Source organism: Flavobacterium sp. 40-81 (assembly GCF_001898245.1).
Taxonomy (GTDB): domain Bacteria; phylum Bacteroidota; class Bacteroidia; order Flavobacteriales; family Flavobacteriaceae; genus Flavobacterium; species Flavobacterium inviolabile.
Map to the genome: position 1 here is coordinate 174,334 of NZ_MKTM01000041.1, position 23,530 is coordinate 197,863.

28 protein-coding genes are annotated in these 23,530 nt (G+C 40.1%); 15 read left to right on the plus strand and 13 right to left on the minus strand.

All coding sequences use genetic code 11. The features are described 5' to 3' along the window. Positions 1-46: 46 nt before the first annotated feature. The 4 genes from BGO42_RS16485 to BGO42_RS16500 form a co-directional block, all read right to left on the minus strand. Positions 47-667, minus strand: coding sequence for a DUF6705 family protein (locus tag BGO42_RS16485; protein ID WP_177735704.1), 621 nt, complete (start codon positions 665-667; stop codon positions 47-49). An 11-nt stretch (positions 668-678) separates the two neighbouring features. Continuing rightward, positions 679-2,220 carry a hypothetical protein gene (locus BGO42_RS16490; protein WP_273243749.1) on the minus strand — a complete coding sequence of 514 codons (1,542 nt, stop codon included), beginning with the start codon at positions 2,218-2,220 and terminating at the stop codon, positions 679-681. 509 nt (positions 2,221-2,729) lie between these two features. Then, positions 2,730-2,963 (minus strand): hypothetical protein, encoded by a 234-nt coding sequence (locus BGO42_RS16495; RefSeq protein ID WP_286749534.1) that lies wholly within the window; start codon positions 2,961-2,963, stop codon positions 2,730-2,732. 17 nt (positions 2,964-2,980) lie between these two features. Beyond that, positions 2,981-4,147, minus strand: coding sequence for a THUMP domain-containing class I SAM-dependent RNA methyltransferase (locus tag BGO42_RS16500; protein ID WP_273243751.1), 1,167 nt, complete (start codon positions 4,145-4,147; stop codon positions 2,981-2,983). A 187-nt stretch (positions 4,148-4,334) separates the two neighbouring features. Here BGO42_RS16500 and BGO42_RS16505 point away from each other — a divergent pair, with 187 nt between their 5' ends. From BGO42_RS16505 to BGO42_RS16535, 7 genes are all read left to right on the plus strand, one after another. Then, positions 4,335-5,066, plus strand: a complete 732-nt coding sequence (locus BGO42_RS16505) for a class I SAM-dependent methyltransferase (protein ID WP_273243753.1) — start codon at positions 4,335-4,337, stop codon at positions 5,064-5,066. Between the two features lies 1 nt (position 5,067). Then, positions 5,068-5,766 (plus strand): ZIP family metal transporter, encoded by a 699-nt coding sequence (locus BGO42_RS16510; RefSeq protein ID WP_273243754.1) that lies wholly within the window; start codon positions 5,068-5,070, stop codon positions 5,764-5,766. A 135-nt stretch (positions 5,767-5,901) separates the two neighbouring features. After that, positions 5,902-6,717, plus strand: coding sequence for an N-acetylmuramic acid 6-phosphate etherase (gene murQ / locus BGO42_RS16515; protein ID WP_177735716.1), 816 nt, complete (start codon positions 5,902-5,904; stop codon positions 6,715-6,717). 21 nt (positions 6,718-6,738) lie between these two features. Beyond that, on the plus strand, positions 6,739-6,966 hold the full coding sequence (locus BGO42_RS16520) for a DUF6095 family protein (RefSeq protein ID WP_177735718.1): 228 nt from the start codon (positions 6,739-6,741) through the stop codon (positions 6,964-6,966). Between the two features lie 2 nt (positions 6,967-6,968). Next, positions 6,969-7,544, plus strand: a complete 576-nt coding sequence (locus BGO42_RS16525) for a DUF1572 family protein (protein WP_273243757.1) — start codon at positions 6,969-6,971, stop codon at positions 7,542-7,544. Then, positions 7,541-7,912, plus strand: a complete 372-nt coding sequence (locus BGO42_RS16530; RefSeq protein WP_177735722.1) for a DNA topoisomerase IV — start codon at positions 7,541-7,543, stop codon at positions 7,910-7,912. The genes BGO42_RS16525 and BGO42_RS16530 overlap by 4 nt, the downstream gene beginning before the upstream one ends. A gap of 52 nt (positions 7,913-7,964) precedes the next feature. After that, the gene (locus tag BGO42_RS16535) at positions 7,965-8,735 is read left to right on the plus strand and encodes a TerC family protein (RefSeq protein ID WP_177735724.1); all 771 of its coding nucleotides are present in this window, start codon (positions 7,965-7,967) and stop codon (positions 8,733-8,735) included. A 32-nt stretch (positions 8,736-8,767) separates the two neighbouring features. On the opposite strand, the gene BGO42_RS16540 is transcribed toward BGO42_RS16535, so the two are convergent. From BGO42_RS16540 to ychF, 6 genes are all read right to left on the minus strand, one after another. After that, entirely contained in the window at positions 8,768-11,413 is a 2,646-nt protein-coding gene (locus BGO42_RS16540; protein ID WP_177735726.1) for a DNA gyrase/topoisomerase IV subunit A, read from the minus strand. Positions 11,414-11,453: 40 nt separating this feature from the next. Further along, positions 11,454-13,310: a DNA topoisomerase IV subunit B gene (locus BGO42_RS16545; protein ID WP_177735728.1), complete on the minus strand. Its 1,857-nt coding sequence runs from the start codon at positions 13,308-13,310 to the stop codon at positions 11,454-11,456. A gap of 107 nt (positions 13,311-13,417) precedes the next feature. After that, complete coding sequence (locus BGO42_RS16550; protein ID WP_177735730.1) at positions 13,418-13,723, minus strand: hypothetical protein; 306 nt, start codon at positions 13,721-13,723, stop codon at positions 13,418-13,420. A 6-nt stretch (positions 13,724-13,729) separates the two neighbouring features. Beyond that, positions 13,730-14,416, minus strand: a complete 687-nt coding sequence (locus tag BGO42_RS16555) for a TIGR02117 family protein (protein ID WP_273243761.1) — start codon at positions 14,414-14,416, stop codon at positions 13,730-13,732. 75 nt (positions 14,417-14,491) lie between these two features. Then, entirely contained in the window at positions 14,492-15,019 is a 528-nt protein-coding gene (locus tag BGO42_RS16560) for an NADPH-dependent FMN reductase (RefSeq protein WP_273243763.1), read from the minus strand. Positions 15,020-15,131: 112 nt separating this feature from the next. Beyond that, on the minus strand, positions 15,132-16,226 hold the full coding sequence (ychF, locus tag BGO42_RS16565; RefSeq protein WP_273243765.1) for a redox-regulated ATPase YchF: 1,095 nt from the start codon (positions 16,224-16,226) through the stop codon (positions 15,132-15,134). 182 nt (positions 16,227-16,408) lie between these two features. On the opposite strand from ychF, the gene BGO42_RS16570 reads away from it, so the two are divergent. Next, on the plus strand, positions 16,409-16,948 hold the full coding sequence (locus BGO42_RS16570) for a hypothetical protein (RefSeq protein ID WP_273243767.1): 540 nt from the start codon (positions 16,409-16,411) through the stop codon (positions 16,946-16,948). A gap of 46 nt (positions 16,949-16,994) precedes the next feature. On the opposite strand, the gene BGO42_RS16575 is transcribed toward BGO42_RS16570, so the two are convergent. Next, positions 16,995-17,345 carry a 4Fe-4S dicluster domain-containing protein gene (locus BGO42_RS16575; protein ID WP_177735740.1) on the minus strand — a complete coding sequence of 117 codons (351 nt, stop codon included), beginning with the start codon at positions 17,343-17,345 and terminating at the stop codon, positions 16,995-16,997. A 60-nt stretch (positions 17,346-17,405) separates the two neighbouring features. Between BGO42_RS16575 and BGO42_RS16580 the strand changes: the two genes are divergently transcribed. The 7 genes from BGO42_RS16580 (at position 17,406) to BGO42_RS16610 (ending at position 22,494) form a co-directional block, all read left to right on the plus strand. Then, entirely contained in the window at positions 17,406-18,464 is a 1,059-nt protein-coding gene (locus BGO42_RS16580) for an acyl-CoA reductase (protein ID WP_273243769.1), read from the plus strand. 66 nt (positions 18,465-18,530) lie between these two features. Beyond that, positions 18,531-18,932 (plus strand): LNS2 domain-containing protein, encoded by a 402-nt coding sequence (locus BGO42_RS16585; RefSeq protein ID WP_177735744.1) that lies wholly within the window; start codon positions 18,531-18,533, stop codon positions 18,930-18,932. An 8-nt stretch (positions 18,933-18,940) separates the two neighbouring features. Continuing rightward, positions 18,941-20,011: a 3-phosphoserine/phosphohydroxythreonine transaminase gene (gene serC, locus BGO42_RS16590; protein WP_273243771.1), complete on the plus strand. Its 1,071-nt coding sequence runs from the start codon at positions 18,941-18,943 to the stop codon at positions 20,009-20,011. A 23-nt stretch (positions 20,012-20,034) separates the two neighbouring features. Then, positions 20,035-21,000: a D-2-hydroxyacid dehydrogenase gene (locus BGO42_RS16595; protein WP_177735748.1), complete on the plus strand. Its 966-nt coding sequence runs from the start codon at positions 20,035-20,037 to the stop codon at positions 20,998-21,000. A 49-nt stretch (positions 21,001-21,049) separates the two neighbouring features. After that, positions 21,050-21,607 (plus strand): DUF937 domain-containing protein, encoded by a 558-nt coding sequence (locus tag BGO42_RS16600; RefSeq protein ID WP_273243774.1) that lies wholly within the window; start codon positions 21,050-21,052, stop codon positions 21,605-21,607. 102 nt (positions 21,608-21,709) lie between these two features. After that, positions 21,710-22,156, plus strand: a complete 447-nt coding sequence (locus BGO42_RS16605) for a DUF6146 family protein (protein WP_273243776.1) — start codon at positions 21,710-21,712, stop codon at positions 22,154-22,156. A gap of 32 nt (positions 22,157-22,188) precedes the next feature. Further along, positions 22,189-22,494, plus strand: a complete 306-nt coding sequence (locus tag BGO42_RS16610) for a DUF6787 family protein (RefSeq protein ID WP_177735754.1) — start codon at positions 22,189-22,191, stop codon at positions 22,492-22,494. Positions 22,495-22,521: 27 nt separating this feature from the next. Here BGO42_RS16610 and BGO42_RS16615 read toward each other — a convergent pair whose 3' ends face one another. After that, entirely contained in the window at positions 22,522-22,815 is a 294-nt protein-coding gene (locus BGO42_RS16615; RefSeq protein ID WP_273243778.1) for a hypothetical protein, read from the minus strand. A 46-nt stretch (positions 22,816-22,861) separates the two neighbouring features. Further along, positions 22,862-23,506: a peptide-methionine (S)-S-oxide reductase MsrA gene (gene msrA, locus BGO42_RS16620; protein WP_273243780.1), complete on the minus strand. Its 645-nt coding sequence runs from the start codon at positions 23,504-23,506 to the stop codon at positions 22,862-22,864. Between the last annotated feature and the right edge of the window lie 24 nt (positions 23,507-23,530).

A 23,530-nucleotide genomic window follows, 5' to 3' on the forward strand; every position in this document is an offset into this window, starting at 1 on the left:
TCATCAACTTTAAATAGCTCAAAAAATTTGGGCTAACTTTATATATCTAATTGACCTTTGTTAATGTGACATTGGTTGGTATTGTGAATATACCTGTATTAGCCGAATTATGAAGACCGGACGGAAGTGTAATATTCCATTGCGCGCTGTTTGTATTGGATGGGCTGATACTCATTTTAAGTATGCCTTTTAAACCAAGTGGATTATCATCCGTATAAGGTGTATTCACGTCATAAATAGTACCATCCAAGAGATATTGTTGTAATGGCGCACCAAATATAATCGTCACCCAAGGGGTTATTGAATTTCCTGCATTGATTTGAGATGTATATATGATTTGTTCATTTGTAGCCCCATAATTTTGAACCAGTTTGTAATGTCCGATCAATTCATCCATGAAATATTTTGAATTACCACTGGATTGATAAAGTACCTTTTCCTGCTTAGTGAATTGCACAACAAAGGTTTGACTGCCGTTTTGATAAATCCACTTACCTATGAATGGAGTAAAGTAATCATTAATATCCTTATAGTAATAAGTGAGCAGAATACTCTTTTTAAAATTGGGATTGAAATATTGGCTAATTGCTTCAATTTTTTCCTGTTGTGCCTGTACGGACAAAGAAAAAAGAAAAAACAACACACTAAATTTAAATATTTTTTTCATAATTGAATATTTTAGTTGGAACAAGGCTTTTTAATAATATTTGATGTTTTGCTATCAAATTCCAGTTTTTGAAAATCTGAAAATGTTGCATCAACTTCAAATAAATTAAGTCCTAACTTGGCTTCTTTTATAAACTCTAAAAATGATTTTTTATCATCTTCGACATTTGAATTTACTTTAATGGTTCCATTGGCTCCATAATATTTTTTAAATAGTTTTTCCATTTCTGCAATTTTTTTCATGTCCAGTATGGTTCCTTGTGCATTGGTGCGTGGATACCTAAAACTGTCAATACAGAGTGTGCAATCAATTGTAAGAGCATATCTTGTTCCATCTGCTGTTATAACATAGAAAACAAAATCACCTGTATCAATTTTATCATTTTGTACCAAGCGACTTAAAACAGCCATATCATCCCACGAAAATATAGAATATGTGCCGTTTCCATTTCCTCCGTATGCATCATGCGTATGTGCCAGCATCACGTATTTTTGACTTGGATTCATATTAATATCAATCATACCGCCAATACCCTGCGGAATTGTCTGTACGGGATTGGATGTTTGTGTTGTTGCTGATTTATCAATAAATATGCCGTTTTCGTTACTTTGTGATGTTGTTCCTGCAAGGTCGATAAGTTTTTCTTTCAGGTTCGGAAATTTTTCCAATTGCTTCGTAATCGTTTTGCATCCTGACGGTGGAGCAGTACTTTCAATTTCGTCTAATATGGGTGTTGTTACAACTGGAGGATTTGTATTGCTATTACTACCTCCGCTTCCGCCGCCGGAATGACCACCCCCGGTATTTCCACCTGTTGAGCCGCCATCACCACCCAAGCCGCCGCCGCCAAAACCACCGTCCCCCGAACCACCTGCACCACTATTGCCGCCACCGCCTATAGACATACTGCAATCCACAGTCGTAACTGAAAAAAGGTGACTTGAGTCATTGCAATACTGTGTAGCTACATGCGGTTCTGTTGACCCTCCTGCTGTCCATGCCTGATTGCACATCCAAACAGTTGCCGTTACGCAATTTAATTCTTTTGCAGTTGGCGTGATGTCATATTCAATCTGCTTAATATTGACCGTGCCTTTGAAATGAAAAGAATGATGTTCCTCACTTGGTGTTAATGGTACTGTAGGTGTGTATTTGACAAGATACGCATTCGCCTGATTCAATGAATCCATACTAATGACAAGGTTTTCAAAAAAAGTGGGATTGCTGATTTCGCGTTTGATCTGAAATGTATAGGTGGTATATGCATCGTCCTGAATCACTTTAGCAATATCAGGCATAATCGAAAATCCGTGTGCATCTTCCATAACAGTTTTTTCGATACTTCCTTTTTTCTGTTTCCCTTTATTTAGTTTTGAAAGGGCTGTAATAAATTGTTCTTCTTTCAGCAGCATATCAAACGTACTGTTTCTTATGCTTAGCTTTTCCTGATAGCTTTTCTTGTTGATTGCATCCCGTTCCAGTTCGCAACCGAACAGGACAAATACAATCAAAATCATTACAGGAAAACAGGCGTGTAATTTTCTATGGCTCATTTTCTTAAATTATTAATAATCGCAAATATTATGTTTCTCCAGATAAAAATATTTATGGCTTTCCGTAAAATGTTGCAATACGTATAAAAATACGTATTTATAAGCATGCGTCTTACGGACTTTTGGTGTTTTATTTACGGATATTGATGCTATAAAACGATGTATTTATGACCTGGATTTTCGGTTTAGCTCTAAAAAGAAATAATTTAAAATGCAAAACGGATATATCGGTCTATACGTGTCTATAGTAACCAGTCTGTATGAAGTTGAGGGTGATACAAAACAATTCGCCTCCTGCCAGTATTAAAATCAGTCAGGTTAAGAATAAAAACCCGATTATAAAAAGTATCGGGGTTTTCGTTTGAATAGAGTAATGAATAATTTCGATTGTCTTCAATAACATTTCAACATATAATTACAAACTATTTATAAAAAGTTTTGAAGATAAAAACAAAAATCCCGACAGTAGTACTATCGGGATTTTATATAACTTTAAAAGCCCTGGCTTTTTATTTAATCTCTCGGATACCTTTTATAAAAATCCATTTCATAAAAAGTTTTTCGCCGTCATTGGTTTTAACAGCCTGAAATTTTGGTGCCAGCAAGGTTGATACTACAAAAGCCGTAACCGGAATCCAGAATCCCTGCAGGTTAGTATAGGCGTCTATTAAAAAACGAAACAATATAAACAAAACAGCAAATCCTGTTAACTGAAATATAAAAGCTTTTACTTGTGGTTTCATAGCCATACTATAGGTTTTTATTCGTTATTCTGATTTTGAAATTTTGTTCTTTTACTGCCTTCATACATTTCATATTTTACGAAACGGGTTTCCAGCTTACCGTTAAACAGCTTGATTTTACGCGAAGGTTTTAAACCTACGAATTTCAGGGCTTCAATATTAGCGGTGATAAACCAGGCGTGTGTTCCCGGGTAATTTTGCTTTAAGGTATCGCCGATTTCCCTGTAAAAACGTTCCATGTCGATATCCAGTCTTTCGCCGTAAGGCGGATTGAACACCATGTGCAACGGTCCGCGGGTTTCTTTTTCGGTTTCAAAAAAGTTTGCCTGCGAAATGGTTACATAATCATCCAGGTTGGCATTGATGATATTGTCTTTTGCTTTGGCAACTGCCGAAGGCGCCTTGTCGTATCCTTTGATTGTATAATGAAATTCCCGGGTTTTTTTCATCAGGGAATTCATAATCTGATCGAACAAATCATTGTCCCAGTCATTCCAGCGTTCGAAAGCAAATTCCTTACGGTTAATGTTTGCCGGAATATTACAGGCAATCATTGCTGCTTCTGCCACTATGGTACCACTACCGCACATCGGGTCTAAAAAATCGCCCTGCCCTTCCCAACCGGAAAGCAACAGCATTCCTGCTGCCAGTACTTCATTGATAGGAGCAATATTCGTTGCGGTCTTGTATCCTCTGTGGTGTAACGAATCCCCGGAACTGTCTAAAGCAACCGAGCACTGGTCGTTTTGAATGTGAATATTAATTCTCAGATCCGGAAAATCCTTGTTGATATTCGGACGTTTTCCGAATTTTTCACGAAACTGATCCACAATAGCATCTTTTACTTTCAGTGATACAAACTGCGAATGGTTAAAATAATCCGAATGCAGGGTTACATCCACAACAAATGCCTGGTGAACAGACATATACTGCGACCAGTCAACACCCTGAATTCCTTTGTACAGACTCTGTTCGTTAAACGCACGAAAATGATAAATCGGTTTTAAAATCTTTAAAGCCGTGCGCAACGCCAGGTTTGCCTTATATAGGAAGCCTTTATCTCCGACAAAACTAACCATACGGGTTCCCTGTTCCACTTTCTGCGCTCCAAGAACCGTTAATTCTTTGGCTAATATTTCTTCAAAGCCAAAAAAAGTTTTGGCTACCATTTTAAAGTCTTTCATTCTCTACTAAAATTCCTATAAACAAATCATAATTTCAAAATCAAATACTGCAATTTTGGAATTACATCCGCAAAAATACACTAAATTTGTTGGCTTGTGTAAAACTTATTACACTTTCGTTTACCACACTCAATAATTATTAATTTTAATTAGTACGCTGATTAAACTATTTTGAAATTCTAAAAAAATGCAAAAAGATACAACTACCTGGTATGCTTCCTGGTTTGACACCCCTTATTATCACATACTGTATAAGGATCGTGACTACTCTGAAGCGCAAGTATTCATGGATAACCTGACCCACTACCTTAACCTGCCGGAAAATGCTAAAATCCTTGATTTAGCCTGCGGTAAAGGACGTCATTCGGTTTATCTGAATCAGCTGGGTTATGATGTGACCGGAGCCGATTTATCCGAAAACAGCATTAAAAGCGCTTCCCAATACACCAACGACACGCTGCATTTTCAGGTACACGACATGCGCCTGCCTTTTGAACAAAAATTTGATGCTATTTTTAATCTTTTTACCAGCTTCGGCTATTTTGAAAGTGATGCCGACAACCTGACTACGCTACAGGCAATTAAAGACAGCTTATCGGAATATGGTTTTGCCGTTATTGATTTTATGAACGTAACACATGTGGTCAATAACCTGGTGCCGGAAGAAATAAAAACAGTGGAAGGCATCGATTTCCACATTCAGCGTTATGAAAAGGACAATCATATTTATAAAGAAATCCGCTTTGAAGACAATGGCGAACAGTTCCATTTTACAGAAAAAGTAAAGGCACTTACACTTGCCGATTTTGAAGCCATGATGGAAGAAGCCGGTATATTCTTACTGGATGTATTTGGCGATTACAAACTGCGTAAATTTTTAAAAAACGATTCCGAACGACTTATAATGATTTTCAAATAATATGCTATACTTAATTCCTTTACTATCGGTAATTATAGGGTATGTTGCGGCAACCTTTTTCCGTCCGAAAAATAAACAGAATCTAAAGTTATTATTAGCGTTCAGCGGCTCATTCCTGCTGGCGCTGACGGTTTCCCATTTGCTGCCGGAAGTTTATGAAGCCAGCAACCATGCCCACGAAGGCCACGATCACGCCCACAGTCCTGTCGGGATTTTTATCATGATCGGGATTGTCTTCCAGATCGTACTGGAATATTTTTCGAAAGGTGCCGAACACGGGCATGTTCACGGACATGAAACCATGCACCACATTCCGTGGTCGTTATTCATCAGTTTGTGCTTACACGCCTTGCTGGAAGGTTTACCGGTAAGCCATCACCATGATCTAGCCTGGGGAATTGCCATTCACCATTTCCCGATAGCGATTATATTAACCACCTTTTTTATCAATTCGCACCTGAATAAAACGGCCATCTTTATTTTCATGATGGTATTTGCCTCCATGACACCACTGGGAACCCTTTTAGCAGGATATTTACCGTTTATCAGCGAATATTACAGTCAGATTACCGCTATTGTAATTGGTATCTTATTCCATATTTCGTCCACTATTATTTTTGAAAGCAGCGAAGGCCATAAATTCAATATGGCTAAGTTAACGGCCATTATATTAGGGATAATCCTGGCTTATTTTATGTAAATTTGATAACTGGTAATAAAAAGGCAATAAGCAATAAATAAAAGGCAAAAGCAATAAGCAATGGGCAAAGGGCAATTAACCCTCTTGTTAGCCTGATCAATAAAATATAGCAATACTATTAATTTCGTTTCACCAATGTCATTTACACGCATCACCGAGCAAGCTTCGAAATATGAACATTTAGAAAAAATGTCCGTTTCGGAATTACTGACAAACATCAACAACGAAGACAAAACCGTTCCTTTGGCTGTTGAAAAAGCCCTGCCGCAAATTGAAGTTCTGGTAACCGAGATTGTTGCCAAAATGAAAAACGGCGGCCGTTTGTTCTACATAGGTGCCGGAACTTCCGGCCGTTTGGGAATTGTGGATGCTTCCGAATGTCCGCCAACTTTTGGCGTTCCTTTCGACCTGGTCATCGGATTAATAGCCGGTGGCGACACTGCGATCCGGAAAGCGGTGGAGTTTGCCGAAGATGACCGCGAACAGGCCTGGAAAGACCTGTCAGAATGGAACATGACCGAAAACGATGTCGTGATTGGCATTGCCGCTTCGGGAACGACTCCTTATGTAATTGGCGGCCTGGAAAAATGCAATCAGCTGAATATTACCACCGGATGCATTACCTGCAACCAGGGAAGTCCTTTAGCCGAAACGGCAAAATTTCCTGTTGAAGTTGTTGTAGGGCCGGAATTTGTTACCGGAAGCTCCCGTATGAAAGCCGGTACTGCACAGAAACTGGTTTTAAACATGCTTTCTACCGCAACGATGATTCAGCTGGGCAAAGTGAAAGGCAATAAAATGGTGGACATGCAGCTGAGCAATCACAAATTGGTAGACAGAGGTATCCGGATGATTATGAGCGAGATTAATGTTACCTATGAAGAGGCGCAAAAACTGCTGGAAGAACACCAGAACGTCCGCAAAGCCATTGACAATTACAATCGTATTTAGCGAAACTTAACACACAAAATCATGCATACCAACAAAAAAGTATTAAGCAGAGGGATCCGGTATCTGGCCGGAGCCTTACCGTTACTGTTTTTAGGACCTGTTATTATCAACAGCTCTTTTAAAAATCAAAATAATCCCTTGTTTTATCCGGTACTTGGTTTGGGGATTTTAGTTTGCATTACCGCAATGTGGTTTATGTTTTTGGGACTGCGAACCATTACCAGCAGCATGTTTGATAAAGAATCATAATCATGGAAATCAACAGCAACTATCTGGAAAGTGTCAAAAAACAGTTTCTATACTACAAGACTATAGGCGAAAAAGCCATGGAGCAGCTGGAACCGGAACAATTCTTTGTTTCTTTAAATGACGATACCAATTCCATTGCCATGATTGTCAAACATCTTTCCGGCAATATGCTTTCCCGATGGACCAACTTCCTGACCACTGATGGGGAGAAAGCGTGGCGCAACCGTGATGAAGAGTTTGAAGAATCGGTTATGACCAAAGAGGAGTTACAGGCAGCCTGGGACAAAGGCTGGAATTGCCTGCTCGACACTTTAAACAGCCTGCAGCCGGAACAGCTTTCGGAAATTATCTACATCCGCAATGAAGGGCATACCGTTACGGAAGCGATCAACCGTCAGTTAGCCCATTATCCTTACCATGTTGGACAAATTGTTTTTTATGCTAAAATGCTGAAAAAAGGAAACTGGGACAGTCTTTCGATTCCTAAAAACAAATCCAACGCCTATAATGCCGAAAAATTCTCCAAAGAGAAAACCATACGAAACTTTACCGACGAAGAGTTAAAAAAATTACAATGAAAAAAATAGCACTACTTTCTTTTATTATTGTTTTTGTTTCCTGCTACAATCAGGAACGTAACTGCAAGGATTTCCGAACCGGAAAATTTGAATTTTCCCAGGAAATAGACGGCAAACACATGACATCCGTATTTGAAAGAACCGACAGCCTCCAAATCGAGACCTTTAATGGAAAAACCGACACGGCTTCCGTTCGCTGGACCAATGATTGTGAATTTGTCCTGCAAAAACTGCATCCGAAGAACATGCAGGATAAAAAAGCCATCAGTATGAAAATACTGACTACCAGCAACAAAGGCTATACTTTTGAGTACTCTTTTGTGGGCGATCCAAAAAAACAGAAGGGAACTGTAACAAAAATCGATTAATTTACGTTTAACAGCTGTATTTTAAACCAAAACCAAATAACAAAAAACTAAAATGGAAGTATTCTTAAATCCGGATGCGTGGATCGCTTTATTAACTTTAACATTCCTTGAAATCGTATTGGGTATTGACAACATTATCTTTATTTCGATCGTTACCGGAAAATTACCGGAAGAGAAACGAAAAAAAGCTACCCGGATCGGATTGTTCTTAGCCATGTTCATGAGAATAGGCTTATTATTCGGGATCACGTTGCTAATTGCCATGAAAGAACCTTTATTCAGCGTAAACTGGGGCTGGTTTAACGGGCATTTTACCGGTCAGGCGCTTATTTTATTATTAGGAGGTTTATTCCTGATTTATAAAAGTACCAAAGAAATCCATGAAAAAGTGGACCATAAAGGGGAAGAAGAGCACAACATCAAAACGGCTGCGGCCAAATCGTTTGGAAATGTTATTTTCCAGATATTACTGATTGACCTTATTTTCTCTGTAGACAGTATCCTTACTGCTGTAGGAATGACAAACGGTCTTAACGGTGCCTTAGTTATTATGATTACTGCGGTAATTATCTCTGTCGGGGTGATGATGCTGTTCGCAGTTCCTGTTGGAAACTTTGTGAACTCAAACCCTTCCATTCAGATTCTGGGACTGGCATTCTTAATCCTTATCGGTTTTATGCTGATCACGGAAAGTATGCACTTATCGGAGGCTACATTAGCCGGACAGCACATTGGTGCGGTTCCGAAAGGCTACCTCTATTTTGCCATTGCTTTCTCGCTGGCAGTAGAATTTGTCAACATGAAAATCCGCAAACGCAAATAAAAAATAAAAGCCCTCAATTGAGGGCTTTTTTATTAGTCTAACGTCAGCGTAATCTGACCGTCGTCTTCCAATTGTACATTTTCATCCGATAAATCTTCTTCGCCGCGAACTTCAATCTCTTCCGGGATTTCTTCCGCCGGCGGATCATACGGCAGCGATTCCAGCAGGTTAACCTGTTTGAGCTTGTCTGTCGTTAGCTGGTTCCCTAAGGCTTTTATACCTTTTACCGCAATGAACTGCTCCAGGTCGATCGTCTGGTTCTCTTTCTGAACACCTTTTACTTTTGCAAAAACAATCTCTGCTACCGGTCTGTAATCGGTCGAAACAATTTCCAGCTGCGAGTTAGGATGCTCGGAAATAAACACCTCTTCTTTATTTTCGTTTTCAATCAGGAATCGTTTCACATAATAGCGTTCCTTTTCGCCGTCATAATAAATTGCCGAAACCGGTTTTTTAGGAACCCATTTTTCGAGTACCACCATATCTTCATCAAAATGCGTGGTAAGCTCCGGTACGATGGTTTTTAGTTTTCCGGACTGATTGATGATCAGCAACCGGTCATTCGGACGGAATTCTCCTAAAAGCTCTCCCCTGCCATCGACATTCAATCGTTGTACGGTATCGTCAAACCAGATGCGTCGCGGTTTTAAGGTGGAAATGCCCTTTTCTTTCAGTTCTATTTTTTTAATCGGATATTTGGTAACGGTATTTCCTTTACTGCCCCGTCCTTTTATGGTCAGGGTTGCAAAATCCAGATCGAATTTCAGTTTTTTAATACTGCCCACCTGACGCAGCAATACAGTCACTACTTCGGCCTCTCCATTCGGATTGTGGGAGAAGTACAACACCTGCGATCCTTTCGTTTCATTCGTTAGATCATACATTTTATCACGGGTTACCCCGGAAACATTAAAACGTTTCACATAGGAAGGCCCGGATTTACCATCGCGGTAAATCATGTTGTATATTGTCCTTTTATCGTTTTTGTCGAATACCGCCACGTGAATAATGTCTTTCCCGATAAACTTTTTATCGTCTACTTTGGAGATCATCATGTTACCGTCGCGAAGGAAAACAATCACATCGTCAATATCGGAACAATCCGCAACATACTCGTCTTTTTTAAGTCCGGTACCAATAAACCCTTCTTCACGGTTTACGTATAGTTTTGTATTTCGAAGCACTACTTTCGTAGCTTCAATGGTGTCAAAACTGCGAATCTCGGTCTGGCGTTCTCTTCCTTTTCCGTAACGCTCTTTTAATCGGGTAAAATAGGCAATCGTAAAATCGATCAGGTGTTCCAGATCATATTTTACCTGTGCGATATCTCCTTCCAAAGCTTCGATCTTTTCCTGTGCTTTGTCAATATCGAATTTCGAGATACGCTTGATCCGGATTTCCGTTAAACGAACAATATCTTCTTCGGTTACCGCGCGTTTCAAATGGGTAACGTGTGGTGCCAGCCCTTTATCGATGGCTTTAATCACACCATCCCAGGTTTCTTCTTCCTCAATTAAACGGTAAATCCTGTTTTCGATGAAAATACGTTCCAAAGAAGCAAAATGCCATTGTTCCTCAAGTTCCTCCAACTGAATTTCCAGTTCTCGCTTGAGTAATTCTACCGTTCTGTTTGTTGAGATTTTCAACATTTCAGAAACACCGATAAATAACGGCTTGTTATCCTGGATCACACAGCCTAAAGGCGCCAGAGATGTTTCACAGCCGGTAAAGGCATAGAGCGCATCAATTGTTTTATCCGGTGAAACACCCGGCGGAAGATGGATTAATATTTCAACATCGGCAGCCGTATTGTCTTCAATTTTTTTAACTTTTATCTTCCCTTTTTCATTCGCTTTTAAAATACTGTCAATCAGTGTTGTGGTATTGGTCGAAAAAGGAATCTGGGAAATAACCAGTGTTTGTTTGTCTAATTGTGAAATCTTGGCACGTACGCGTACACGCCCGCCCCTAACACCATCGTTATAGGCCGACATATCGGCGATACCTGCCGTTGGAAAATCCGGATACAGGGTAAACGGTTTTCCTTTTAATATTTTTATCGAAGCATCGATCAGTTCGTTAAAGTTGTGCGGCAGTACTTTTGTAGAAAGACCTACGGCAATACCTTCACCACCCTGCGCCAGCAGCAACGGGAATTTTACCGGTAAATTGATCGGTTCGTTACGACGTCCGTCATAGGACAGCTGCCAGTGGGTAATTTTTGGCGAATACAATACTTCCAATCCGAATTTACTGATACGGGCTTCAATATAACGCGAAGCTGCCGCACCATCGCCGGTCAGGATATTTCCCCAGTTCCCCTGCGTGTCGATCAGCAAATCTTTCTGACCAATCTGTACCATCGCATCACCAATACTCGCATCTCCGTGAGGGTGATACTGCATGGTATGCCCTACCACATTGGCAACCTTATTGTAACGCCCGTCATCCAGCTCTTTCATAGAGTGCATGATACGGCGCTGTACCGGTTTAAAACCGTCTTCAATTGCCGGAACTGCACGTTCCAGGATAACATAGGAAGCATAGTCCAGAAACCAGTCTTTATACATTCCGGTTACTTTCGTAATCGTATCGTTATCAGTTGTTTCCTGATTATTATAAAACTGTTCCCCTTGTGACTGCCCTTCTTCTATTGGATCTAAATTTTCTTCGTCCATTTATATGCTTAATTCAAAATTGAAATTTGAAACTCGATTTTTATTTATCCTCAACCACGTCCAATTCTACTTTCAGGTTTTTAATGATAAATTCCTGACGATCGGGTGTATTTTTCCCCATATAGAATTCCAGTAATTTTTCTATGGATGTTGCTTTATCCAGCATTACCGGATCCAGACGGATGTCTTCGCCGATAAAGTGTTTGAACTCATCCGGAGAAATCTCTCCCAATCCTTTAAATCGGGTTATTTCCGGTTTCGGTTTTAATTTTTCTATCGCGGCTACCCGTTCGTCTTCACTGTAACAATAAATTGTTTCCTTTTTATTACGCACCCGGAATAACGGCGTTTGCAGAATATACAAGTGTTCCGCTTTAATCAGTTCGGGAAAGAATTGCAGGAAAAACGTGATGAGCAGCAAACGGATGTGCATACCATCGACATCGGCATCGGTAGCAATTACAATGTTGTTGTACCGCAGGTCGCCCATATCTTCTTCAATGTTCAAGGCTGCCTGAAGCAGGTTGAATTCTTCATTTTCGTATACGATTTTCTTAGTCATCCCATACGAGTTCAGCGGTTTTCCACGCAAACTGAATACCGCCTGCGTATTCACATCCCTTGATTTGGTGATGGAACCCGATGCGGAATCTCCCTCCGTGATAAACAGGGTACTTTCCAGATAACGCGGATTTTTAATATCGGTTAAATGCACGCGGCAATCGCGTAGTTTACGGTTGTGCAGACTGGCTTTTTTCGCACGGTCCTTGGCTAATTTCCGGATTCCGGAAAGTTCTTTACGTTCTCTTTCCGCCTGTAGAATCTTGCGCAGTAACAAATCGGCTACTTCCGGGTTTTTATGCAGGAAGTTATCCAGGTTTGTTTTTACGAAATCATTGACATAGGTACGTACCGACGGTGAATTTGGCCCCATATCGGTCGATCCCAGTTTGGTTTTGGTCTGCGATTCGAAAACCGGCTCTTCAACTTTTACCGAGATAGCCGAAACAATGGATTTCCGCACATCGGACGCTTCAAAGTTTTTATTGTAAAATTCTTTGATCGTTCGCACAATAGCTTCACGGAAAGCTCCTAAGTGGGTTCCTCCCTGAGTGGTATTCTGTCCGTTTACGAACGAATAGTATTCTTCTGAATATTGTGTTTTACTGTGGGTTAATGCGACTTCAATGTCATCCCCTTTTAAGTGGATGATCGGGTAGATCATGTCTTCTTCCGAAATGGTTTCTTCCAGTAAGTCTTTCAGACCGTTATCCGAATAGAATTTTTCGCCATTGTAAATAATGGTTAATCCGGTATTCAGGTAACAGTAGTTTTTAAGCATTTTAACAATATACTCGTTACGGTACTTGTAATGCTTGAATATGGTTTCATCCGCAATAAAGGACACTTTTGTTCCTTTGCGTTTGGTTGTTTCTACAATCTCTTCTTCCAGCGTTAAATTTCCGGCAGAGAATTCGGCTGCTTTCTGCTGGTTGTCGCGGACAGATTCCACGCGGAAATAGTTGGAAAGGGCATTTACGGCTTTGGTACCAACCCCGTTCAGACCTACCGATTTCTTAAACGCTTTGGAGTCATATTTTCCCCCGGTATTCATTTTCGAAACAACATCGACCACTTTACCCAATGGAATCCCACGACCATAATCGCGTACCGTTACCATTTTGTCCTTTACCGTGACTTCAATGGTTTTTCCGGCGCCCATTACAAACTCGTCGATACAGTTGTCAAGAACCTCTTTCAGAAGAATATAAATACCGTCATCAGGTGAAGATCCGTCCCCAAGTTTTCCGATATACATTCCGGGACGCATACGGATATGCTCTTTCCAATCGAGTGAACGTATATTGTCTTCGGTGTACTGATTTTGCTCTAGCATAAAGAAATTTTGGATTTTCTGCTAATATAGCATTTCTGCCGAAAAAATGAAAGAGCGCAGCAATAAAGTTATCAAACAGAATTTGTAAACAACTGATTCTCTGACAATCAAAAAAGCTTCAGATCAAAAGCTACTAAAGATAGTATAAATATTACAAAACAGAATAAAATCGGAATTCCCGCAAGCAAAATCCATAGCATTTTAGGTTTTACCTCATCCGATTTTGCAATTTCCAGCGTTGTGGTCACGGAAGCAAAAACCGAAAGAAACAACAAGGCATATCCTAAATAAACACCTGTTTTATGTATCCAGTTGTACTTTATGTTATATTGAAAATCTGCGCCCAGAAAATACGCGATAAAACTGGCTATAAACAGCAACAGTATGTTTCTGATATTTTTTTTAAATTTCATAGTATATTAGTTATAATGGCAAAATATTCCCTTGTCATAAACGGTCCACCAGCTTGCCTTCTGCCGTGCCGCTTTTAAAGCATTATTTGCCCAGGTATTACAGGTATAAAACAGGTTATAAGCACCGTTAGCTTCATAAAAAGCATCGTTTTTGCCGTAGCTCCGATGCTGTATCCAGAGTACTTTTTCGTTCGCATCCCGCTGAAAACTACCGGCAATATAAGCAACCAGCTGCCGATAATCTTCTTTGGACAGCATTATCTTTTTACAGTCTTCCCCTTCCATCATTTTCTTATAAAAAGTGGTGTGCATAGCCGAACTTCCCAGGTTAAAAACAGCATTAAAAGCCGTACCGGCTTTTAAATCGGACCATTCGGGCGTATCCAGGTAAAACCCTTTATCACCCCATCCGAAAGCCAGGTAATTCATAATACTATCCTTAGATCTGGTTTGCCGGAAAGACACTTCTTTTGTCCAGTCCCTGACCTCATTTTTTACCGGTACCACGATATCCGTATGCACCCCATTGGTCAGTATATAAACAGCGATATCCCGCTGTCCGTTAGCCGCTTCCGTATCGTTAACAGTAATCCGGGACAATACCAATACTGCTATGACATACAGCAATAGAAATCCTGTGATTCCGGCAACTGTCCAGCCCAAAATCCTGAGGCATTTTTTAAATACAACCATTCCTGATAAAAATCCGGTTTTGTTAATACTATTTCACTATTACAGGAAATACTATCAAATTAAAGACCATTTCTATTAAAAACTGAATTCTTTTACAATGTCTTTAATCTGGTTATCAAACAACGGATTGGAGATCTGCTTTTTATCTACATCGAAATTTTCATAAAAACCCGGTAATGAAAATGTTGCCACGATATTGGCGCCATATCTCGGCAGGCTGTTTTTGGCTATTTCCAATACACTTGCCCCACCTCTTGCACCCGGAGAAGTCGCCATGAGCAAAACCGCTTTTTGCTGAAAAACATCTTTAAGCTGACGGGAACTCCAGTCAAAAATATTTTTAAACGCTACGGAATAATTACCGTTATTCTCGGCCAGTGAAACCACGATCATTTCTGCAGAAGCCAGCTTCTCCAAAAAATCCGTTGCCAGTTGCGGCTTCCCTATTTCCTGCTCTAAATCGACACTGAATACCGGCAGGGCATAATCGTTTAAATCAAGTACCTCAACAGTTGCATCTTCAAACAAATTTGCAACATAGGTTACCAGTTTCTTATTTATAGAGTTATGGCTGTTACTGCCAGCGAAAGCGATAATTTTCATAGGTATATTTTTTTCCGTCTAAAATTACTAAAATTAGCCATACCGATTTCAGCAGACGCCATAAAAAAAGCGAAACAATTGTTTCGCTTTTTATCTTATTTTACTCCGTTAATTAGACATTAAATCTAAAGTGCATTACATCACCGTCTTTAACGATATATTCTTTTCCTTCCACTCTTAATTTTCCGGCTTCTTTTACTTTTGATTCCGAACCAAAGGCTACATAATCATCATAAGCAATAACCTCAGCACGGATAAATCCTTTTTCAAAATCAGTGTGAATTACTCCGGCTGCTTTTGGTGCCGTGTCCCCCACGTTGATCGTCCAGGCACGTACTTCTTTAACACCAGCCGTAAAATACGTCTGCTGGTTTAACAATTTGTAAGCCGCACGGATCAATACTGACGAACCCGGTTCTGTTAAACCTAAATCTTCCAGGAACATTTTGCGTTCCTCATAGCTTTCCAATTCTGTAATATCCGCTTCCGTTCCTACTGCCAGAACAATAACCTCCGCATTTTCATCCTTTACCAGTTCTCTAACCTGATCTACATAACTGTTTCCTGTTGCCGCAGAACCTTCGTCTACATTACATACATATAAAACCGGTTTTGCCGTAATCAGCTGAAAACCTTCCATTAAAGCCTCCTCATCATGATTTTGCGGTACAACTGTACGGGCAGATTTCGCTGCCAATAATGTTTCACGGATCCGGGTTAGCAATGCTTCCTCAACCTGCGCTTCTTTATTTCCTGTTTTTGCTGCTTTTTTTACTTTTTCCAAACGTTTTTCAACGGTATCCAGATCTTTCAGCTGCAATTCGATATCAATTGTTTCTTTGTCACGGATAGGATTTACATTACCGTCTACGTGAACGATATTATCATTGTCAAAACAACGCAAAACGTGTATGATCGCATTACACTCGCGGATGTTTCCTAAAAACTGGTTTCCTAAACCTTCTCCTTTACTGGCTCCTTTTACAAGACCGGCAATATCCACAATATCCACTGTAGCTGGCTGTACACGCTCCGGCTTCACTAATTCCTCCAATTTTTCCAATCTCGGGTCCGGAACATTTACCACACCGATATTCGGTTCAATAGTACAAAACGGAAAGTTAGCACTTTGTGCTTTTGCATTCGACAAACAATTGAATAAGGTTGATTTCCCAACATTAGGTAATCCTACGATTCCAGCTTTCATGTATATGAGTTTTTAAAAGTCTGCAAATATATTGATTATTAGCCAAACTTCAACCTACTTTTATTTTAACATTTTATTGGCAAAAAAACGTTTTTTTATAAATTTTTTAATGCAAATTGTTTAATATTTCCGTTTTTAAAGCTTATATTTGTTAAATAGTAACCTTAAAATAAAAAAATATTATGAAAAGATCAATTTTAAGTTTAATAATACTATTCTTCTCTGCGGGTATATACGCCCAAAACACAAATGTTCAGTCTGAAGTTAAAACAACCGTAAGAACAATAAAGGATTCTGAAGGCGAGAAAAAAATCGTTAAAACCGAGGAATTAGAAAAAGTTCAGGATGTTGAATTAAAAGATGCCAATTCCAAATCTTTAAACAAAGAGATGCAGTTAGGACCAACTCAGGTTGTTTCTAAAGTTAAAGTTACTGTTGACGGTGTTACCCGTTATGTAGATGTAGACCGCTCTGCTTATTACACCTACAAAGGACAGAAATACCAGGTATTGCTTGATAAAGTGGGATACACTATTATCAATCCGGATACCAAAAAACAGTTGGCAGTTCTTAGAGAAACGTCTAACAATACGTATATTGTAAAAAATAAAAACAAAATTTCCATTGGCCATTTTGATGCCAACGGTGATTTGATCATGGAAACATACGATGAAAAAGCCGATACGGTAACGTTTGAAAAAGCAGAAATCATTCGTAACTAATCCGGAAAGCATAAAAAAAGCCTCAAGAAATCTTGAGGCTTTTTTTTTATTCGTTATGCAAAAAGGATTGTCGCTGTAAAAGTGTTTCATCACTTTCCACATGGTTATCATCCGGAACACAGCAATCCACCGGACATACTGCCGCACATTGCGGTTCTTCGTGAAAACCTTTACATTCCGTACATTTGCCCGGAACAATATAATATATATCATCCGAAATGGGCGTCTGTGCTGCTTCCGCATCCACTTCTGTTCCGTCCGGAAGCACTATTTTACCGGTTAATTTGGTACCGTCTTTATATCTCCAATCGTCTGCCCCTTCATAGATAGCCGTGTTTGGACACTCAGGCTCGCAAGCCCCACAGTTGATACATTCGTCTGTTATAATGATTGCCATAGCTAATTTTATTATTTTTGCACAAAATTACAATCAAAACCATTCATAAACAAGCCACTCATGACACAAAGCGATAAAAAAACAAGTTTTATTGAATTAGGAAAGTTTTTAAATCAGTTTTCGATAAACGGAAATGAGCAAAAACCGAATGTGAAGAACAACGCCTTATTCTATGATAACTTTATCACACTAATTGAATTATCGCAATCCCATAATGGCTGGTTCACTCCGGAACAGGTTTATTTTGCAATACAGTCATGGGCAGAAGCCCTGACCGAAGAACAGCTTGACAAATGGTTGTCCCGCTATGATTTCACTGCCGTAAAACCCAAAACGGTGGGCTTAATTCTTGCCGGAAACATTCCGCTGGTTGGCTTTCATGATTTCTTGTCGGTTATCCTGTCCGGCCACAAGGTTTTGATTAAAACATCATCCAACGATCAGAAGCTGCTTCCTTTTTTAGCCGGTTATCTGATTGCCATACAGCCGGAATTAGCCGATTATATCACTTTTACAGATGGGAAACTGGAAAATTTCGATGCGGTAATCGCTACCGGAAGCAACAATACGGCCCGTTATTTTGAATACTATTTTAAAGACAAGCCGAGCATCATTCGCAAGAACAGAAATTCCGTTGCTATTTTAAACGGAAAGGAAAGCAAAGAAGACCTGATCGGGCTTGGTGAAGATATTTTCCGTTATTTCGGCCTGGGCTGCCGTAACGTTTCGAAATTATTTGTGCCGAAAGACTATGATTTCACGCTTTTCTTTGAAGCCATGTATGAATACAGGGATGTTATCTATTATGAAAAATACACCAACAATTACGATTATAACAAGGCGGTTTTTCTGATGAGCGGCTTCAAACTTCTGGACAATGAATTCCTGACAATCAAGGAAGATTCCAGCTATGCCTCTCCTATTTCGTCTGTTTTCTATGAATATTACGATTCCATTGCTGCTTTAACAGAGAAACTCAACTCCGAAAAAGATCAGCTTCAGTGCATTGTATCAAATAGCATTATTGAGGATAGTGTTATTTTCGGGCAAACCCAGAAGCCTAAACTTTGGGATTATGCAGATAATGTGGACACGATTGCTTTTTTAATAAAAATCTAACTTTCTCGTTTTCTTTTGTGATTAAGATTATTTTTTTTAGGAAATTTACAGTCTTAAACACACTCAATGCAACTAGAACACAAAAACAATGTTAGTCCTGTACTCAAAGACGGGATTAAGAACTATCTCATTGATATTGACGGTACCATTACCGACGATATTCCCAATGAAGAACCTGAAAGAATGGAAACTTGTCTTCCTTTCCCGGATGCTCTTGAAACAATCAACAAATGGTATGATGAAGGTCATATTATCTGTTTTTTCACCTCGCGCACCGAAGAACACCGTGAGGTTACGGAAAAATGGCTGATAAAGCACGGTTTTAAATACCACAGTATCCTGATGGGCAAACCCCGGGGCGGTAATTATCACTGGATTGATAACCATCTGGTTAAAGCCACCCGTTACAATGGTAAATTTACCGATTTAGTAGACAAAGAAGTCGTTATTCAAGTTTTTAAAGATTAGTTTCCCCAATGAAAAAACACAATTACAGCGCAGGTCCCTGCATTTTACCACAAGAAGTTTTTCAAAAAGCATCACAAGCCGTTTTAGATTTTAACAATACCGGCTTATCCATATTGGAAATATCCCACAGAAGTAAAGAATTTGTTGCCGTTATGGAAGAAGTAAGGGCTTTGGCTCTTGAACTTTTAGGCTTACAGGGAAAAGGCTACCAGGCTTTGTTTTTACAGGGCGGTGCCAGTATGGAATTCCTTCGCATCCCGTATAACCTGATGAAAGTAAACGGAAAAGCATCCTATCTGGATACCGGTACCTGGGCAAGCGGCGCGATTAAAGAAGCCAAAGCTTTCGGAGAAACGATTGTCACAGCGTCTTCAAAACCGGAAAACTACAATCATATTCCCAAAGACTATACTATTGCTGCCGATTCGGATTATTTTCACTGTACCAGCAACAATACCATTTTCGGAACCCAAATGAAAATGTTCCCGGAAACATCGGTTCCGGTGGTATGCGACATGAGTTCCGATATTTTTTCCCGTACAATCGATTTTTCAAAATTTGACCTGATTTATGCCGGCGCCCAGAAAAATATGGGACCAGCCGGAACTACTCTGGTTGTTGTTAAAGAAAGTATCCTGAACCATACCGGCCGGGCCATTCCTAATATCCTGAACTATCAGCAGCATATCGACAAGGAAAGCATGTACAACACGCCGCCGGTTTTTTCTATTTACACTTCTTTATTAACACTGCAATGGCTTAAAAACCTGGGCGGAATCAGCGCTATCGAAAAAGTAAATGAAGCCAAAGCCGCTTTATTATATGGCGAAATAGACCGCAATCCGTTATTTAAAGGAACGGCAGTTACCGAAGATCGTTCGATCATGAATGCGACTTTCCTTCTGGAAAATGACACGCATAAAGAACTTTTCGACAAACTGTGGAAAGAAGCCGGAATTTCCGGATTAAACGGTCACCGCTCCGTAGGCGGATACCGTGCTTCCATGTACAATGCCCTTCCGCTGGAAAGCGTACAGGTTTTGGTAGACGCCATGAAAGAATTAGAAAGAATCGCTTAAAAAAATTAACGACATTATTTACAATGAAAGTATTAGCTAATGACGGCCTTTCGCAGAGCGGTATTGACGCTTTGGAAAAAGGAGGCTTTGAAGTAATCACAACAAAAGTTGCACAGGAACAGGTTGCTAATTACATTAATAAAAACGAAATCGACGTACTGCTGGTTCGCAGCGCGACAAAAGTACGCCAGGATATTATCGACAATTGCCCGACGCTTAAAGTGGTGGGCCGCGGCGGTGTAGGTATGGACAATATAGACGTTGCCTATGCCCGCGAAAAAGGAATACACGTTATCAACACACCCGCTTCTTCTTCGGAATCTGTAGCAGAACTGGTATTTGCACATTTATTTTCCGGCGTTCGCTTTCTTCACGATGCTAACCGGAACATGCCGCTGGATGGCGACACTCAGTTCAATAACCTAAAAAAGGCGTATGCAAACGGAATTGAACTACGTGGCAAAACGATCGGTATTATCGGCTTCGGCCGCATTGGCCGTGAAGTTGCCCGTATGGCTTTAGGTTTGGGTATGAAAGTGATCGCAACCGATAAATATGTGGATGAAGCGACCATTAAAGTGGACTTTTACAACGGTCAGTTTATCAATGTGGACATTGAAACCGAACCGATTGAAGATGTTCTGAAACATTCCGATTTTATCAGCCTGCATGTACCGGCTCAGGATACCTATGTTATCGGGAAAGCAGAATTTGACCTGATGAAGGAAGGTGTCGGCATCATCAATTGCGCCCGTGGCGGTGTGATCGATGAAGTCGCTTTAATTGATGCTTTGGATGACGAAAAGGTGCTTTTTGCCGGATTGGATGTTTTTGAAGAAGAGCCTACTCCTGCTATCCAGGTTTTGATGAATCCTAAAATTTCACTGACGCCCCACATTGGTGCGGCTACCATTGAAGCGCAGGAACGCATCGGTACCGAACTGGCAGAACAGATTATCAGTTTATTAAAAACAAACTCACAATCTTAACAGAACGTTTTTTTGTTTACATTTGATAACCAACTATAAATCAAACGATATGCTTGAACAATTAACCCAATTAGTACAGCAATACGGAGGCAATGCCATTGTAAAAAACAATGCCGTTCCTAACGAATTAAACGAAAGCGTGATGGCTGAAGCCGGCAGTTCTATTTTTTCGGGATTACAGAAAATTGCTTCCGAAGGCGGAATTGACCAGTTAGCCGGTTTGTTCCAGGGCAACAATGCTTCGTCCGGTTCCAATCCTGTTGTTCAGAAATTATCCGAACAGTTAACCGGCGATTTAGGCCAGAAATTCGGTTTGAGTACCGAAGCGGCTTCCGGTGTGGCAGGCAGTTTGATCCCTAATGTATTAGGCTCCTTAGTGAACAAGGCGAAGGATCCGAATGAACAAGGGTTTCAGATTTCGGATATTGTTAACGCTATTTCCGGCGGAAACGGCAGTTCCGGTTTGATGGACGCCATCTCAAAATATGGCGGGCAATTTGGCCTGGACCAGAATAACGACGGAAAAGTCGATATGAGCGATGCCATGGCTGCTGTTAGTAAAAAAGGCGGTATTGGCGGACTTTTAGGAAAATTGTTCGGTAAATAAGCAAAACACATACGTTTCAAAAGCCTGGCATACGCCAGGCTTTTTTGTTAAAAAAATAGCGTTTCCGCATCTTTTTGGTAACTTTATAGGAAATTCTGTCTTATGAAAAACTTTGGTATCATCGGAATTATCGTTTTATGCATTGGCGTGTTCAGTTGCAGTACACCCAGGCAGCCTACCGGAATATCCCAAACCGGAACTGTCGCAGCTGCAGCGAACAACGACACGATTCGTATTGCTAATGACGAATTGCAGTATGAAATCATCATTATTGATCCCGGTTTTAATTCCTGGCTGATCGGCAGAGCGAAACCGAGAGGATTTTACACCCAAAGCTATCTGGAAAGCCGCAACATTCCGTGGGTAACCGAATGGAATACCCATGTGATTTCCCCCAGAAGAGGACAGGAAGATTTATTCCAGATGGCTATTGATTACAGAAGCGGTACCGATTACGGCTATGAAGTGAATTATATGCTTTATAATTATTTAGTCTATTTCCAATTAAAAAACAATATTCGGCTTGGAGTCTTTGCTCCGCGACCATAAAAGTTGTATTTTTGAGCCTATTTCTAATAGCCATGGAAAAATTAAAACAGCGATGGGGTGTTTCCTCTAACTTTCAGATAGTCATCATCTTTATTGTATTTGCGATAACCGGATCAACAGCGTCTTATCTTTCAAAACCGTTAGTAGAATGGCTGGGTATCACCAAAGACAATTTAACGCCGTGGCTGTACTGGCCTTTGCGGCTTATCATCATACTTCCGGTTTATAAAGTACTGTTGGTGATCATTGGAACGCTCTTCGGGCAGTTTACTTTTTTCTGGAATTTTGTAAAAAAAATGCTCCGTCATATGGGACTCGGGTTCCTTTTCAAACAATAAAAAAGAGGCTTTGCAGCCTCTTTTGTTTTATTCCTGTTTTTTAATCATATACGTATAAATCCACGTGAGTGTAAATGTGGGAATAAAGTCCAGTCCGGGCATTAACTCTTCAACAAAAGCAAAGATACCTCCTACGGTTCCCACGGTTCCTTTATACATCCTTGCCAGCAAAAATCCGGCTACAGGCGCCCATGCGATGTCTACAAATTCTCCCAGAAAAGGAAGTAAATACGTCATACAGCCGATGGCATCAAACAAAATGCTGAGCATTAGTTTCTGCTGTTTGCTGTCGGAAGCCGTTTTAACCTGAATATCAGACATTTTATAGTATTAATTTACAGTTAATAACGCAAATTCGATGCCAAAATTATTTCAGCTTCGACGGATAGTTTTTGCGGAGCTTTTCCAGCTTCGGATTAATGACTGCCATACAGTACGGCTGGGACTTATTCTGGTTGTAATAATCCTGATGGTAATCTTCTGCCGGATAGAAAATACCGGCTTTGGAAATGGCAGTTACCACGTTTTTACCATAAATTTTCTGGTCATTCAGCAGTTTTATAAAATTTTCAGCCGCATTTTTCTGCGCTTCGCTGTTATAGAAAATCTCACTTCGGTACTGCGTACCCACATCGGCACCCTGACGGTTTAATGTTGTGGGATCGTGCGTAGCAAAAAACACTTCCAGAATATCGTCATACGAAATCAGCTTAGGATCGAAGGTAATTGCAATGGCTTCCGCATGTCCGGTTGTTCCGGTGCAGATTTCTTTATAGGTTGGATTTTTAAGGGTGCCGCCGGTATAGCCGGAAACCACTTTTTTCACTCCTTTTAACTCCAGAAAAACAGCTTCTGTACACCAGAAACAACCTCCGGCTACCGTAGCCACTTCTAATCCTTTTTGTTCATCCATAATTTCAATTTCTTTGTTTTTTTCTGCTGAAAGTTTTTTTTCTTTGGATTGACACGAAACCGCCGTCAATGCAAATAATAAGGCAAAAATACTTTTCATAACGTTACTTTTTATCAAAATTAA